13 protein-coding genes and 1 riboswitch are annotated in these 16,070 nt (G+C 60.2%); of the genes, 11 read left to right on the top strand and 2 right to left on the bottom strand.

Annotated features, from left to right (window positions below; genetic code table 11):
- Positions 1-152 precede the first annotated feature (152 nt).
- The 10 genes from AB4N53_RS05340 (at position 153) to cobM (ending at position 9,038) form a co-directional block, all read left to right on the top strand.
- Entirely contained in the window at positions 153-905 is a 753-nt protein-coding gene (locus AB4N53_RS05340; protein ID WP_460118796.1) for a 2OG-Fe dioxygenase family protein, read from the top strand.
- A complete protein-coding gene (locus AB4N53_RS05335) occupies positions 905-2,185 on the top strand; it encodes a PLP-dependent aminotransferase family protein (protein ID WP_460118794.1) in 1,281 nt (426 codons plus the stop codon). Before AB4N53_RS05340 ends, AB4N53_RS05335 begins: the two co-directional genes overlap by 1 nt.
- On the top strand, positions 2,182-4,602 hold the full coding sequence (locus AB4N53_RS05330; RefSeq protein ID WP_460118792.1) for an ATP-grasp domain-containing protein: 2,421 nt from the start codon (positions 2,182-2,184) through the stop codon (positions 4,600-4,602). Before AB4N53_RS05335 ends, AB4N53_RS05330 begins: the two co-directional genes overlap by 4 nt.
- Complete coding sequence (locus AB4N53_RS05325; RefSeq protein WP_460118790.1) at positions 4,599-5,516, top strand: sugar phosphate isomerase/epimerase family protein; 918 nt, start codon at positions 4,599-4,601, stop codon at positions 5,514-5,516. The genes AB4N53_RS05330 and AB4N53_RS05325 overlap by 4 nt, the downstream gene beginning before the upstream one ends.
- Positions 5,506-6,204 carry an AzlC family ABC transporter permease gene (locus AB4N53_RS05320; protein WP_460118788.1) on the top strand — a complete coding sequence of 233 codons (699 nt, stop codon included), beginning with the start codon at positions 5,506-5,508 and terminating at the stop codon, positions 6,202-6,204. The genes AB4N53_RS05325 and AB4N53_RS05320 overlap by 11 nt, the downstream gene beginning before the upstream one ends.
- Positions 6,191-6,517, top strand: coding sequence for a hypothetical protein (locus AB4N53_RS05315; protein WP_460118786.1), 327 nt, complete (start codon positions 6,191-6,193; stop codon positions 6,515-6,517). The genes AB4N53_RS05320 and AB4N53_RS05315 overlap by 14 nt, the downstream gene beginning before the upstream one ends.
- 33 nt (positions 6,518-6,550) lie before the next feature.
- A riboswitch (cobalamin riboswitch) is annotated at positions 6,551-6,769 on the top strand.
- 123 nt (positions 6,770-6,892) lie between these two features.
- Positions 6,893-7,090, top strand: a complete 198-nt coding sequence (locus AB4N53_RS05310; RefSeq protein ID WP_016774486.1) for a CbtB domain-containing protein — start codon at positions 6,893-6,895, stop codon at positions 7,088-7,090.
- Positions 7,091-7,101: 11 nt separating this feature from the next.
- Positions 7,102-7,803, top strand: a complete 702-nt coding sequence (locus AB4N53_RS05305) for a CbtA family protein (RefSeq protein ID WP_095179739.1) — start codon at positions 7,102-7,104, stop codon at positions 7,801-7,803.
- Positions 7,800-8,213, top strand: coding sequence for a cobalamin biosynthesis protein (locus AB4N53_RS05300; RefSeq protein ID WP_460118784.1), 414 nt, complete (start codon positions 7,800-7,802; stop codon positions 8,211-8,213). The genes AB4N53_RS05305 and AB4N53_RS05300 overlap by 4 nt, the downstream gene beginning before the upstream one ends.
- A gap of 78 nt (positions 8,214-8,291) precedes the next feature.
- Positions 8,292-9,038, top strand: coding sequence for a precorrin-4 C(11)-methyltransferase (gene cobM, locus AB4N53_RS05295; RefSeq protein WP_460118782.1), 747 nt, complete (start codon positions 8,292-8,294; stop codon positions 9,036-9,038).
- Positions 9,039-9,180: 142 nt separating this feature from the next.
- Here cobM and nfuA read toward each other — a convergent pair whose 3' ends face one another.
- Both nfuA and AB4N53_RS05285 read right to left on the bottom strand, forming a co-directional pair.
- Positions 9,181-9,765 carry a Fe-S biogenesis protein NfuA gene (gene nfuA / locus AB4N53_RS05290; protein ID WP_003225494.1) on the bottom strand — a complete coding sequence of 195 codons (585 nt, stop codon included), beginning with the start codon at positions 9,763-9,765 and terminating at the stop codon, positions 9,181-9,183.
- A gap of 103 nt (positions 9,766-9,868) precedes the next feature.
- Positions 9,869-12,163: a fatty acid cis/trans isomerase gene (locus AB4N53_RS05285; protein WP_460118780.1), complete on the bottom strand. Its 2,295-nt coding sequence runs from the start codon at positions 12,161-12,163 to the stop codon at positions 9,869-9,871.
- Between the two features lie 154 nt (positions 12,164-12,317).
- Here AB4N53_RS05285 and metH point away from each other — a divergent pair, with 154 nt between their 5' ends.
- Positions 12,318-16,028 carry a methionine synthase gene (metH, locus tag AB4N53_RS05280; protein ID WP_460118778.1) on the top strand — a complete coding sequence of 1,237 codons (3,711 nt, stop codon included), beginning with the start codon at positions 12,318-12,320 and terminating at the stop codon, positions 16,026-16,028.
- Positions 16,029-16,070: the final 42 nt, after the last annotated feature.

Raw genomic sequence — 16,070 nt, 5'->3', positions numbered from 1 at the left:
TACAAAAACCAAATTGATAAATCGAAACAAGATATGAACTATAAATATTCATACGGATTATGAATCACACATAAAAGGATTTTCGGCATGCCTGATTTTCGTCAGCGTTCAATCCTGTTTTTTCATACCCACTCTGTCAGCGAGCCAGCACCATGAGTGCTGGCAACGCATTACGGCAATCAGACGCAGCCGTATTAAAACAACTTTCCGAATTACTGGTTAATTGCCACTACGCGCACAGTTACGATTATCCATCGGCCGAACTTGCATCGCTTGGCCAAACAGAGTTCCGCAATTTCAATGCAACCTGGGAGCGTTTGTGCCCGGATACGTATTTGAGCGTGCAGCACGGTAGCCGCGAGAGGCGCATCTGCAAATTCGAATATCGCCACCGCGAAGGCAAGTGGGCGCCGCTGCCCGATTGCCACTTCTTTCAGACCGAAGCGCACAACCCGCTACTGGGCGGCGTCCAGCGCACCTACCAGCGCAGCGAAGCGACGTTCATCGAGTCCGCAGTGTTGCGCTCGTTGCTGGCCGCCGATCTGGCGCTCATGGAGTTGACGGTCGGGCGGCGCGACTGGCTGGTGACCTGCCACCAGTTCCGCATTCTCTGCGATCCAGGCACTGACGGGCACGCCACGCCGGAGGGCCGGCATCGGGATGGGCATGACTTTGTTTTTCAACACCTGATTGATCGCCAGCATGTCATCGGCGGCGAAAGCCGGGTATTTCATGACGAACGCGGCTGTGTGTTCAGCGCAACGCTTACGGACTATCTGGAAACTATCGTCCTGAATGACCGAATACTTACGCACGAAGTTTCTTCCTTGCAAACATCAGGCATTCATTCCGATCGCGGCAGCCGCGACATGTTGATTATCGACTTCGACCTGGCGGACTACTAATGAATCATTCAAATCATGCACTTCCCATTGCCATGCCTGACACACATGATTTTATTCTGAAGCAGTTCCAGCAAGCCTGGTCCAGGCGAACTTGCACTTTGTCATTGACGGCCAATGAAAACATCTTGTCAGATACTGCGCGCACGCTCGGGCAAAACCGCCACTACGAGCGCTATCTGTTCAATGCCAAGACCATTGACGGGCAGCGCTACGCCGCCGAATTCAACGGTATGCAGGTCGAACATTTTCCTGAAGTCGAAACATTGAAGGCGTTGGCAACGCAAGCCGCGCAGGCAATGTTCAACGCGCCATTTGTCGAATACCGCGTGCTATCCGGCGTCCATTGCACCTTGAGCGTATTGGCTGCCCTGACTGAATCAGGGGCCACCATTGTGTCGCTGGCCCCCGAGAGTGGCGGGCATTTCGCCACTGGGCCACTGGTACGACGAATCGGCAGGCACTGCGTTTATTGCCGGCTGACAACAGACGGGCAAATCGATCTGGCGTATTTCGAGCAGGTCGTTCGGTCACTCGCTGCGCCTCCTTCGGCAGTGCTGCTCGATCATGGCCTGACCATCCGCGCCATCGCTATCAAGCCGTTGCGCGCGTTACTCGACCGCTGCGGCCTCGAGCACACCCTGATTCTTTATGACGCCTCACACACCTTGGGACTGATCGCAGGTCAGGCATTCCCGAATCCGCTCGACGAAGGTGCCGACATCCTGCAAGGCAATACCCACAAATCCATGGCCGGTCCGCACCGGGCGCTGATCGTCACGCGCCGCGCCGATCTGGCGCGGTCGATCGAGCAAACGCTCAGCGGCGGGCTGGTGTCATCGCCGAATCTGCCCGGTTTGCTGCAACTGTTCGTCACCCTCATCGAAACCGAGTGTTTCGGCCAGGCCTACGCCCGGCGCATGTGTGCCAATAGCCAGCAACTGCACGACGCGCTGGCCGACATGCCAGGCTGGAGACTGCACCCCACCGACACCCACTTGCTGCTGCTCGAAGGTGAACAGGCCAGGCAAGCGGCGCAGCAGCTCAATGAGCTGGGCATCCGAGTCAACAACAAGCAAGTGAACGGTCGCGACTTCCTGCGCTTCGGGCTTCAGGAAATCACTCGTCTGGGCATCACCACAGAGGATCTCGAGGCATTGGCGCAAATCATCCGTAACGTCCTGATCCGTGGTGCGAATGGCATCGACCGCATCCGCCTGGCACATATTTGCCAGCGTTTGAATCAGGTTCATTACAGCTTCGACCGGGAGAGTCGCCAATGAGCGCGCCAGCCTGCCTGATTCTGGGCAACGTCCGTGATGGCGAGTACGAGGGCCTGCTGGCCGAGGGCATCAAACCACTGCTGATTGCCGACAGCCGCGTAACCAGCAAGATTGCCGACGCGAAGCGGATTTCGCCGGTCGCGCTGTACGACTTTTCCAAAGGACTGACCGCCGAACTGGTTGAACTGACGCAACAGTTGCTGCACGAGCACCGCTTCACCAGCGTGCTGAACTTCCGTGAAAGCTACGTCGCAACCACGGCCCGGCTGTGCACGGCGATTCCGGCACTGGCTCATTTGCACCGCAACGTCGAAAACACGCTGGACAAGCTCCTGCAGCGTCAACGCTTTCAGCAATCGGACAACCCTGATCTGCACGTGATGTCGCGCGAGGTACGCATCGACGATCTGCTGGCGCGCCCCGCCGAGCTGCCCTACCCGTTCATTCTCAAACCGGCCAGCCTTTACAGCAGTCTGTTTGTGCGCTGCATTCATGACCAACGGGATCTGCTCGACTATGCCAGCCACGAATGGCCACTGCTGCAGCGTTATGTCGCCGGCAAGGACCGCGAGAGCGATCAACTGCTGCTGGAAGAATTCCTTCACGGCTCCAACCACTCCATTGACTGCGCGATCGAACCTGACGGCACGATCCACAGTTTTGCAATCGTCGACGTCATCGCTGGCGTCGATATCGGTCGCGCAGACTTCCACCACTTTGCCCGTTACACACCCTCGACGCTTGCAGCCGATGCGGATCTGCACGAGCGCTGCCAGCGTCTGGCCCACGATGCCGTCAAAGCGCTTGAGCTCAAGGGCACCTTTGCCCATGTCGAATTCATTCTCACCGCCAACGGCCCCAGAATCCTTGAAGTCGGTGCACGCCCGGGAGGCAGCCGGATTCACGTCATCCGGCAAGCCTGGGGCGTGGCGCTGGACGTCTGCTACCACCGGGCGCTCAGCGCACAAACGCTGCCGTCGGCCAGTGACACGCCTACACCGTTCGGCATCGCCACACCCTTCGCCCGCTCTGACCGTCTCTTTGATGGGGTGTACGACGCCGAACGTCTGACCGATGTGCCGGGTTTTCAGCGCTGGTATGCCTACGTGAATCCGGGAGATGCCATCGGCCCGGTCAGCCACGGCTTTCAAAACTATCTCTACGTCGAATTCAAACAGCCCGACACGGCAAGCTTGCGTCAATCACTGCTGGCGGTCGCCGACATCGATGTCTACGGCGAAAACGCTACTGCAACCAATACCAGGCATGTTCTGGTAATCGGCGGGCGCGATTCAGGACTGGATTGGGACACTGCGCGCCAGCTGCGCTTTACCCTTGTGCAACAGCCGACGGCGGTCACGGACTACCAGCGTCAACATGCCACCCTGGTGCTGACGACGGACATCGCCGATCTGTCGGCCTACAGCGAAACCATTGCGCGGCTGCACCGGCAACGCCCCTTCGACGCCGTTGTATCGTTCTCGGAACTGGGTCTGTTGCCCGCCTCGCAACTGGGGCAAAAGCTGGGCATCAGCCACAACAACGTGCGCAGCGTCGAAGTCAGCCGCGACAAATTGCGCTTCCGCCAGTTGCTCCAGGGCAGCCGCTACGAACTGCCGGCAGACGCGGTCAGCAGCGTTGAACAAGTTCGCGCCTTCGTCCTTCGCCACGGCCCGGCCATTGTCAAACCCGTCGATGGCTCAGGCAGCCTGGGCGTCTACGCCATCGACACGCCGGAAGATGCCGAGCGTCTGCCGCTTGCAGGCAACAATCTGATCGAAGCGTTCGCCCGGGGTGACGAATACAGTGTCGAGTCCCTGAGCCTGGACGGACACCATCAGATTCTCGGTATCACCCGCAAACACACCAGCGGCGCGCCGGGCTACGTTGAGACCGGACATGATTTTCCCGCCACGCTCGACAGCGCCAGTCGCGCCCGGATCGAAGAGGCAGTGCTGTGGCTGCTTGAGCGCATGGGCAATCGTTGGGGGCCGGCGCATACCGAGATCAAGCTCGACGGTTCACGCCTGCATTTCATCGAAACCCAGACCCGCTTCGGCGGTGACCAGATCTGGGAAATGGTCTGGAAAACCACCGGCGTGCATCTCGCCGCCAGCACGATCGCCGGCATGACCGGCATTGCGCTGCCGACGCCCGCAAAACAGTTTGTGAAAATGGCCATCCGCTACATCGAAGCGGACCCTGCAACCGATCCGCAGCCACTCAAGGCAAGCCTGCTGCGACAACCATTCGCCTTGCGGGCAAGCCTCAATCACGAGAAGTTCGGCCACCCCATCCACCGCTCCGCCGATCGCCACGGCTACGTATTGCTCGCCTGCTGTGAAGCGGATGACCCGGTGCTTTTCAACGCGGCGATTTCCAACCCACCTTTCAATCCCCAAGGACAGGTGCAATGAGCAGAGACGAAACGCTGTACCACATCGATGGACCGATCAGCCCTGACTTTCCGCTGATCTCGTTTTCAACCAATGTGTACGACAATCCCGCAGACATCCTTGGTTCGATCACTGATCTGGCCCGGCACTTCAAGGCAGTGGAGTTTGAAATCGGCGAGGACGCCGAACAGGTGTTCTGGTCTCTCGACACCGGGCAGCGCGCTGAACTTGCCCGGCAGATTCACCACTTCATCCAGCACAAAGGCATCACGCTGACAGTGCATGCCGGGTGGTGGGGGCGACAGTACAACCTGTGCTCTGCGGATCAGGCCGAGCGTGCCCAGGCCGTCGACTGCCTGAGCGCAGCCGTGGAGTTCTCGCGCGCGGCCGGTGCGACCAGCGTGACTTTTCATCCCGGTTACAAGGATCATCTGGAAAACGCTGAATTGCTCGACAACCTCATCGCGTCCATTAATCAGGTCAAGGCGCGTTGCAACACGACGGGCATCGCTTTGTGTTTGGAAAACATGGGTGGCCAGCGTCCGAAGTTCCCGGTTTTCACAGTCGAGGAACACTTGCGTTTCCATCGCGAGACCGGTTGCTTCGTGACCATCGACGTAACGCACCTCTGCTCGCTGATGCCCTACGGCGAAGATTTGTTCGCAGCTATCGCCACTTTGGCACCGGTGACCCGCCATCTGCACATTGCCGACCTCAACGACACGCACCACCAACATCTGCCAATCGGCGAAGGCAATCTGCGCTTGAGCGACGTGCTCAATCGCTTCGCGGTCAATGGCTATCGAGGCGTGGCGGTGGTGGAGGAATTCATTCCGCGCTTTTCCACCGAGTATTACCTGGAGAAGGCGCTGGCCTACAAACAAGGCGTAGAGACCTTGCTTGCCGACGCGCGACAGAACACCCATGCCGGCTGAATCCAGTCTGGCGAAAGCTGGATCACAGAGCGAGATAGCGACGGGCATCCGCGACGCGCTGCCCTTCGTGTTCTCGCTGTTGCTGACGTTCACACTGATCGGCATGCTCGGGCGCCGTCATGGTCTGGAACTGCCGGCCATGGTGGTGTTCAGCGGCACGGTGATGGCCTCGCCGTTGCAACTGACGCTGCTGGAGACGCCCGCGCACCTGCTCAATGCCTTTGGCGTGCTGGTCTCGGCGCTGAGTATCAACCTGCGTTTTCTGGTATTCACTCTGAGCCTGAAATCCAGCCTCGACGGCCCGGTCAAAGCGTTCATCCCGGCGCTGGCGGTGATGGCCAATGCAGCCTTCACGCTGATGTCGATTCGCAAGGAGCAGCAATCGATCAGCCGTCCGTACGCCAACACTGTGTGTTTTTTGCTGTATGGCGCCGCTCTGCTTGGCACCGTGGCCGGCTACTGCTTCGCCAGCCTGGCCGACAATGCCTTGATGGATCACGCCAACGTGGTGATCGCGATCTTTCTCAGCGCTTCGCTGGGCAAGATGGCCCGCGACCGTCAGAGCTTCCACGGCCAATGGATTGCCGGCCTGGCCAGCGTTGCAAGCTTGTTATGGCTCGGCGAAATCAGCCTGCTGCTGGTGCTCGCCGTCACGGTACTGACGAGTTATGCCTATGACCGACCCTAGTACGTTCTGGCTGTACGTGTCGATTTGCGCGCTGGTGTCGGCAATCTGTCGTTTGCTGCCCCTGGCGGTCGACGTCGAACGGCTGTCCGGCGGTGCGCGCACGTTCATTGACCGACTGGGCAAATACACCTCGGTGGCGATGCTGGTGAGTTTGCTGGCGGCAGCGCTCTATCCCTTGGCCAGCCAGCACGCAGAGAACCTGCCGTGGATGGCGCCAGTGGTGCTGGCCTGGCTGCTGAGCCTGACGCCACTCAAGTCCTACTACGCGTTTCTGATCGCTTTGGCGCTCTACGTGCTGCTCGTAATGCGCTAGCGGTCGATTGACGACAATCGCCGCCCATGTTCTCCTGCACACCTTGTTACGGGTGCCCTTCACAGGGTGAAACGGGAAACCGGTGAATCATGTGCTTTACTCAAAGCCATGTCAGTCCGGTGCTGCCCCCGCAACGGTAAGCGAGCGAAGCGTCAAATCCACTGTGCCCCGGCATGGGAAGGTGACGCTTGCAGGTCGGCGACAAGCCAGCCCCTCGCAAGCCCGGAGACCGGCCCGCAACATCCAGCGCGCACCAGCGCCGCTGACCACAAACAAACCCGCGGTGGGCGGGCGCTGTTCGAAATCCCTGCGTGCCCGGCTCGCGGGGTTTTTCATGCGCTCTGTTTACCCGCTGACATTTCAGAGGGAAGCGCTATGTCGATCATCAGCAATACCGTCAGCCACACTGACCACATCTCCAGCAGCACCACCCTGGGCCAGCGCGTAGCTGCCGCCCTCTTCGCCTCGATCCTCGGTGCCAGCCTGGTCTGGTTCGCCGGTTTCTCGCACATCGAAGCGGTGCACAACGCCGCCCACGATACGCGCCACAGTGCCGCGTTCCCGTGCCACTGAGGCCTGCCGACATGATCAAGCGTATCGCGCAAACCGCAGGATTCACCGGCTTGCTGGCCGCCCTGCTCCTGACTTTGCTGCAGAGTTTTTGGGTCTCGCCACTGATTCTTCAGGCCGAAACCTTCGAGAAATCCGAACCGGTCGCGCAAGTCCACGAACATGCTGCTGGCACTGCCGCCCACAGCCACGATGGCGAAGCCTGGGAGCCGGAAGACGGCTGGCAGCGCGTGGTCTCGACCACTGGCGGTAATCTGGTGGTGGCGGTGGGTTTCGCCTTGATGCTCGCCGGCCTGTACACCCTGCGCGCGCCGACCAAGACCTCGCAAGGCCTGCTCTGGGGTCTGGCCGGTTATGCCACGTTCGTTCTCGCACCGACGCTGGGGCTGCCACCTGAATTGCCGGGCACTGCGGCTGCTGATCTGGCTTCTCGGCAGATCTGGTGGATCGGCACTGCCGCTTCGACCGCTGTCGGTCTGGCGTTGATCGCCTTCAGCCGCCACTGGCTGATGAAGCTTCTCGGTGTGGCGATTCTCGCCGTGCCGCATGTGATCGGCGCACCACAACCGCAGGTGCATTCCATGCTCGCGCCAGAGGCACTGGAAACCCAGTTCAAAATCGCTTCGCAGCTGACCAACGTCGCGTTCTGGCTGGCCTTGGGCCTGATCAGTGCGTGGTTGTTCCGCCGCAAAAGCGCAGGCCAATATCAGGCATGACCGATGACCGCGCAGCGCCGACCCTCGTGGTCGGCCTCGGCTGCCAGCGCGGCTGCCCGGCCAGTACGTTGCGCGCGTTACTCGATCAGGCGTTGCAGGCGCATCGCATTGAACTGCGAGCAGTCAGGGCTTTGGCCAGTATCGATCTCAAACGCGACGAACCGGGTCTGCTGGAACTGGCCACACAACTGAACCTGCCACTGCAGTATTTCAACAGTGCCGAGCTGGCGCCCTATCAACAGCGTCTCAGCCATCAATCGCAGATCGCCTTTGAGCGCACCGGCTGCTACGGCGTGGCGGAAAGCGCCGCGCTGGCGCTGGCCGAGCAACTGATTCAGGCACCGGTGAAACTGCTGATACCCCGGCAGAAATATGCGCAGGCCACGCTGGCCTTGGCTGGCGCCGGTTAAAATCCCGATAATCCCCGCCATCGATCATGAGCACGCTTCATCTGAGGTGCGGCTGCGCTTCTTACCAAGGATTCAACGATGACCGTCTACTTCATCGGCGCCGGCCCCGGCGACCCCGAACTCATCACTGTCAAAGGCCAGCGCCTGATTCGCAACTGCCCGGTGATTATCTACGCCGGTTCGCTGGTGCCGACGGCGGTTCTGGAAGGACACCAAGCCGAAATCGTGGTCAACAGCGCTGAGCTGCACCTTGAGCAGATCATCGATTTGATCAGGAGCGCCCATGCCAAAGGCCAGGATGTGGCCCGTGTGCACTCCGGAGATCCAAGTCTGTACGGAGCGATTGGTGAGCAGATTCGCTATTTGCGTGAGCTGGGCATTCCTTTCGAGATCATTCCCGGCGTGACGGCTACAGCGGCATGCGCAGCGCTGCTCGGCGCCGAGTTGACCTTGCCGGACATCTCGCAAAGCGTGATTTTGACCCGTTACGCCGACAAGACCGCGATGCCGGCCGGCGAAGAACTGGCCAGTCTGGCGCAGCACCGCGCGACCATGGCGATCCACTTGGGGGTCAATCATCTGGAGAAGATTCTGTCTGAACTGCTGCCGCACTACGGCGCGGATTGCCCGATTGCCGTTATTCACCGCGCGACATGGCCGGATCAGGATTGGGTGGTTGGTACGTTGGCGGACATTGCCGACAAGGTCGAGGCCAAAGGCTTTCGACGTACGGCGTTGATTCTGGTCGGGCGGGTGCTGGGCAGTGAGGTGTTCAGCGAATCTTCGCTGTATCGCGCCGGGCATGCACATCTTTATCGCCCTTGAAGGCGCTTTGGCGAGCAGGCTCGCTCACACATCGGATTGCATCTCATTGTGGGAGCGAGCCTGCTCGCGAATGGGCGGCAAATGTTGCCCATAAAAAAACGGCGCTCACGGGGCGCCGTTTTTCATGTTCGCAGCGAACGCCTTAGTAGTAGGCGTTTTCTTTCTGCGTATGGTCGGTCACGTCGCGAACGCCCTTGAGCTCAGGAATGCGCTCGAGCAAGGTGCGCTCGATGCCTTCCTTCAAGGTTACGTCGGCCTGGCCGCAGCCCTGGCAACCGCCCCCAAACTGCAACACGGCAATGCCGTCCTCGACCACATCGATCAGGCTGACCTGACCGCCGTGGCTGGCCAGCCCCGGGTTGATCTCGGTTTGCAGGTAGTAGTTGATGCGCTCGTTGACCGGGCTGTCGGCATTGACCATCGGCACTTTGGCGTTCGGCGCCTTGATGGTCAGCTGGCCGCCCATGCGGTCGGTGGCATAGTCGACAACGGCGTCGTCAAGAAACGCTTCGCTGAAGGAATCGATGTAGGCAGTGAAGCTTTTCAGCCCCAGCGCGGTATCTTCAGGCTTCTCTTCGCCCGGCTTGCAGTAGGCAATGCAGGTTTCGGCGTACTGGGTGCCAGGCTGGGTGATGAAGACGCGGATGCCGATGCCCGGGGTGTTCTGCTTGGAGAGCAGATCGGCCAGGTAATCATGGGCGGCGTCGGTAATGGTAATAGCGGTCATAAAAACTCCTCGCAGGCTTGGGCGCAGTTTACGCCAATCGGCGCGGCTGACAAAGTCCTAGTATTTTTGTCAGGAAAGAATCTCGGCACACGCCGGCGAATGCTCAAAGGTTCTCGTACCGGTTCATATCCAGCACACCCTCTTCCACCGGATCGGTTTCGTGGATGTACTGGCTCAGATCATGGAAATACCGCCAGAACTGCGGATGACTGCGGCGAATGCCCCAGCGTTCGACGATTTTTTCGAAGCGATTGGCATCCCTGGCGTTCTCCATGGCATCGACAAACGCCGGCACCTGCTCGGCCGGTACGTTGAACATGAAGTTCGGGTAACTGGTAAGTACGCCCGGATAGACAGTCAACGTGTCGAGCCCCGGCTGATAGCGCCGCGACTCACCCAGCAGAAACGCCACGTTGCTGTGCGCACGGTTGCGCAGCAGGCTGTAGACCTCGCGCTTGCCGCTGGCAGTTTCGACGCGCAGCAAGGTCGCCTCGGGCAACTGGTCGATGACTTTCAGCCCCGCTGCCGGTCGCGAGGCCAGACGGCTCAAGGCCTGCTCGGCGTTCTGCAATGCCGGATCGATATTCGGCCGTGAGCAATAAGCGCCGTCGCAGCGATTGATCGGGTCTGGCCGCGCGTTCAGATCGCCGTAGCGCGCCAGCAATTGCATGGCGAAATCGCGTTTCGGGTCATTTCCGTCAAGTTTCAGCGCGGTCGGTTTGTCGTCGTCGATGGCCTCGTAATCCAGCCACATCTTGAACTGGCCGCCGTCCTGATACCAATCGTTGAGGTAATCCTCGCGCGAGTCGGCGGGCATCAGGCGCAGGAAGTTCTGTTCGGCACCGTTGCGGATCAGGTCGAAATACAGACGAGTCTGCGCCTGATGGGAGACGTTGCCGAACACATCGAAGTTGACCGCTAGCTGGTAATAGGTGCGCTCGAGCAGCGGATAGTCGAATAGCCACATGGTTTGCGGCACTTCACCGATCAAACCCTTGGTAACCGAGGCGCTGTCGAAATGGCGGAAAATGCTCAGCAAGGCGTTGTCGTTGCCGGCCCACAGCGTCGACCAGCTCGGCGCCGGCAGATCGGCGTAGCTGTCGCGGCGCAGGGCTTCGTATTCGTTGCGCTTGTCGCGGTAGTCGCGCCACAGGCTCAGCACGCTGCCGACGTCGTCGTTCTGCCCCGGCATCGCCAGCAGCGGCGTGGCCTGGCCGCGGTAGTTCGGGTCGGTGATATAGAGGTCATGTTCCGGCGCCTGGAACAGCGCCCAGAAGTTGTCGCGGATCACATCGGTCGCGATCTGCCCACGGCACACCGGCCCACGAATGAAGGTGCGGACGAAGTATTCAGCGTTATCGAGCATGAACTGATAGCGCGCCTGTGCCGGAATCGCCTCGAAGGTGGCAAATGGATTGGCACGGCTTTGCGGCCCGTAACCCGGCAGCGCATTGACCTGCCAGTTGCCGCTGTAGAACAGGCTTTTGATGCGGGCCATTTTCGCCGCGCTCAGCGGGTAGGTGATGTGCGTCTTGTGCACGATCACCCCCTGCACCGGCCACAAGCGGTAATACACCTGCGTGCCCGGATCGTCGTTGGGACGGCGAGTGGCGATCAGGTCGATCGGTTGGCCGCTCGGCGTACGCGAACGCACCCACTGGAAATAATGCCCCGGCTCACCATCCTTGAAATAGATGTGCGCCAGGTACCAGTGCTCGAACAACCAGCGCCCGACCAGACTCTGCCGGGCACCGGGGGCGTTGAGCAGGTTTTCCCACTGCAGAATTTGCATGGCCTCTTTGGCACTCGGCGCCAGGCTCTGCTCGTCAATCGGCGCGCCAGACGCCAGCCAGCGCTGCAAGGTCTGGTATTGCTGGTCGGTCAGGCCAGTGACCGCCAGCGGCATGCCCTCTTTCGGGTGCGCGCCGGCATATCCGTCGAACTCCGCAGGCATTGCGCATAGATTATTGCGATTGAGCCCCAGGACAATGTCTTCGGGCAGCTTGGCGTTCGGCGTCAGCGGCGTCTTGTGGCCGAGTTCAAGCATGCGCGCCATCAGTGCGGCCTGACTGCCCTGGGCGTCGAGGACCGAATAGAAGTCTTTCTGCTGCCAGGCGCGCTTGCCGAAGGCGTCGTAAAACAAACGCGTGGTCGGTGCAGCCTGGGTGCGTTCGCCGTCGTACACCGGCATCTTGCTCGCGCCACGGGCGGCGCCTTCGCCACTGCCCAGATTGAGCTGACAGGCCGAGTCATAGCAGGCATGGCAGGCTACGCACTTCTCGGTGAAGATCGGTTGGATATCCCGGCTGTAGGAGATAGCAGAAGAAATGGCAGGATCTTGCGCCGCGACGCTTCCACTCAGGACCAGCAACCATAAACTGATGAAGCGGTGCGGCATGCTGCTGGTCTCGATTGTAAAAAAGGCTGCAATTCTACCGTTATGACGCTCGTACCAACATGAGCGATATTCATGCAAAAGCTGCGCATGCTCCAAAAGCGCACAGGTTTGCTATGATCGCGCTCCTTCGTAATGGTCTTTTCGAGTAGTCCACATGTCCGATCGCAGCGTCCGCCTTCAAGCTCTCAAGCAAGCCCTCAAAGAGCGCATCCTGATTCTCGACGGCGGGATGGGCACGATGATCCAGAGCTACAAGCTCGAAGAGCAGGATTATCGCGGCAAACGCTTCGCGGACTGGCCGAGTGACGTCAAGGGCAACAACGACCTGCTGGTGATCACCCGTCCGGACGTGATCGGCGGTATCGAAAAAGCCTATCTGGACGCCGGCGCCGACATTCTCGAAACCAACACCTTCAACGCCACGCGCATTTCCATGGCCGATTACGGCATGGAAGAGCTGGCGTACGAGTTAAACGTAGAAGGCGCACGCCTGGCGCGCAAGATTGCCGACGCCAAGACCGCCGAAAACCCGGCCAAGCCGCGCTTCGTTGCCGGCGTGCTTGGCCCGACCAGCCGTACCTGCTCGCTGTCGCCCGACGTCAACAACCCCGGTTACCGCAACGTGACCTTCGATGAGCTGGTGGAAAACTACACCGAAGCCACCAAAGGTTTGATCGAGGGCGGCGCCGACCTGATCCTGATCGAAACCATTTTCGACACGCTCAACGCCAAAGCGGCGATTTTCGCCGTGCAGGGCGTGTTCGAAGAACTGCACCTCGAACTGCCGATCATGATTTCCGGCACGATCACCGATGCCTCCGGTCGCACCCTGTCCGGCCAGACCACCGAAGCGTTCTGGAACTCGGTGGCTCACGCCAAGCCGATTTCCGTAGGCCTGAACTGTGCCCTCGGCGCCAGCGAATTGCGCCCGTACCTGGAAGAGCTGTCGAACAAGGCCAGCACCCACGTTTCGGCGCACCCGAACGCTGGCCTGCCCAACGAATTCGGCGAGTACGACGAACTGCCCTCGCAAACCGCCAAAGTCATCGAAGAATTCGCCCAGAGCGGTTTCCTCAACATCGTCGGCGGCTGCTGCGGCACCACGCCGGGCCACATCGAAGCCATCGCCAAAGCCGTGGCCGGTTACGCGCCACGTCAGATTCCGGACATTCCCAAGGCCTGCCGCCTCTCCGGTCTGGAGCCGTTTACCATCGATCGCAGCTCGCTGTTCGTCAACGTCGGCGAGCGCACCAACATCACCGGTTCCGCAAAATTCGCCCGCCTGATCCGTGAAGACAACTACACCGAAGCCCTTGAAGTCGCTCTGCAGCAGGTCGAGGCCGGCGCGCAGATCATCGACATCAACATGGACGAGGGCATGCTCGATTCGAAGAAGGCCATGGTGACCTTCCTCAATCTGATCGCCGGCGAACCGGATATCTCGCGCGTGCCGATCATGATCGACTCGTCGAAATGGGAAGTGATCGAAGCCGGTCTCAAGTGCATTCAGGGCAAGGGCATCGTCAACTCGATCAGCATGAAAGAAGGCGTCGAGCAGTTCATCCATCACGCCAAGCTGTGCAAGCGCTACGGCGCTGCGGTGGTGGTGATGGCCTTCGACGAAGCCGGCCAGGCCGACACCGAAGCGCGCAAAAAGGAAATCTGCAAACGCTCCTACGACATTCTGGTCAACGAAGTCGGCTTCCCGCCGGAAGACATCATCTTCGACCCGAACATCTTCGCCGTCGCCACCGGCATCGAAGAGCACAACAACTACGCCGTCGACTTCATCAATGCCTGCGCCTACATCCGCGATGAACTGCCGTATGCACTGAGCTCCGGCGGCGTGTCCAACGTGTCGTTCTCGTTCCGTGGCAACAACCCGGTGCGTGAGGCGATTCACTCGGTGTTCCTGCTCTACGCGATCCGCGCCGGGCTGACCATGGGCATCGTCAACGCCGGCCAACTGGAGATCTACGATCAGATCCCGGTCGAGCTGCGCGACGCGGTCGAAGACGTGATCCTCAACCGCACCCCGGACGGCACCGACGCCCTCCTCGCCATTGCCGACAAGTACAAGGGCGACGGCAGCGTCAAGGAAGCCGAGACCGAAGAGTGGCGCAACTGGGACGTCAACAAGCGTCTGGAACACGCGTTGGTCAAGGGCATCACCACGCACATCGTCGAAGACACCGAAGAGTCCCGGCAGTCGTTTGCGCGGCCGATCGAAGTGATCGAAGGCCCGCTGATGTCCGGCATGAACATCGTCGGCGACCTGTTCGGCGCCGGCAAAATGTTCCTCCCGCAAGTGGTGAAATCCGCCCGCGTGATGAAGCAGGCCGTGGCGCACTTGATTCCGTTCATCGAACTGGAGAAAGGCGACAAACCGGAGGCCAAGGGCAAGATCCTCATGGCCACGGTCAAAGGCGACGTCCACGACATCGGCAAAAACATCGTCGGCGTGGTGCTTGGTTGCAACGGCTATGACATTGTCGACCTCGGCGTGATGGTCCCGGCCGAGAAGATCCTGCAGGTCGCCAGGGAAGAAAAATGCGACATCATCGGCCTTTCCGGCCTGATCACCCCGTCGCTGGACGAGATGGTCCACGTTGCCCGTGAGATGCAGCGCCAGGATTTCCACCTGCCGCTGATGATCGGTGGCGCAACCACCTCCAAGGCTCACACGGCGGTGAAGATCGAGCCCAAGTACAGCAACGACGCGGTGGTCTACGTGACCGACGCCTCACGCGCCGTTGGCGTGGCGACGCAGTTGCTGTCCAAGGAGCTCAAGGCCGGTTTCGTCGAGAAAACCCGTCTGGAATACATCGACGTGCGCGAGCGTACCTCCAACCGTAGCGCCCGCACCGAACGCCTGAGCTACGCTGCCGCCATCGCCAAGAAGCCGCAATTCGACTGGGCCAATTACCAGCCAGTCAAACCGACCTTCACCGGCAGCAAGGTGCTCGACAATATCGATCTGAAGGTGCTGGCCGAATACATCGACTGGACGCCGTTTTTCATCTCCTGGGACCTGGCCGGCAAGTTCCCGCGCATTCTCGAAGATGAAGTGGTCGGTGAAGCCGCCACCGCGCTGTACAAGGACGCCCAGGAAATGCTCGCCAAGCTGATCGACGAAAAGCTGATCAGCGCCCGTGCCGTGTTCGGTTTCTGGCCGGCCAATCAGGTCAACGAAGACGACATCGAGCTGTACGACGATAACGGCAAGCCGCTGGCCAAACTGCATCACCTGCGTCAGCAGATCATCAAGACCGACGGCAAACCGAATTTCTGTCTCGCCGACTTTGTGGCGCCAAAGGACAGCGAAGTCACCGACTATGTCGGCGGCTTTATCACCACCGCTGGCATCGGCGCCGAAGAAGTGGCCAAGGCCTATCAGGACGCTGGCGACGACTACAACTCGATCATGGTCAAGGCCCTCGCCGACCGTCTGGCCGAAGCGTGCGCGGAATGGCTGCACCAGCAAGTGCGCAAAGAGCACTGGGGTTACGCCAAAGACGAGACCCTCGACAACGATGCGCTGATCAAAGAGCAATACCGTGGCATCCGCCCCGCTCCCGGCTACCCGGCTTGCCCGGATCACACCGAGAAAGCCGCGCTGTTCACCTTGCTTGACCCCGAAGCAGCTGAAATGCGTGCCGGACGCAGCGGCGTGTTCCTTACCGAGCACTACGCGATGTTCCCCGCCGCTGCGGTCAGTGGCTGGTACTTCGCCCATCCGCAGGCGCAGTACTTTGCCGTGGGCAAGATCGACAAGGATCAGGTGCAGAGCTACACCGCGCGCAAAGGCCAGGACCTGAGCGTCACCGAGCGCTGGCTGGCGCCGAACCTGGGTTACGACAGCTGATACACAGCGAAAGCCTGGGAGCCGTGCGCTCCCAGGCTGCTT

The sequence above is a fragment of the Pseudomonas sp. H3_E04 genome (assembly GCF_054668915.1).
Note: the sequence above shows the minus strand (reverse complement) of the source record. Positions and strands in the feature narration are given on the sequence as shown.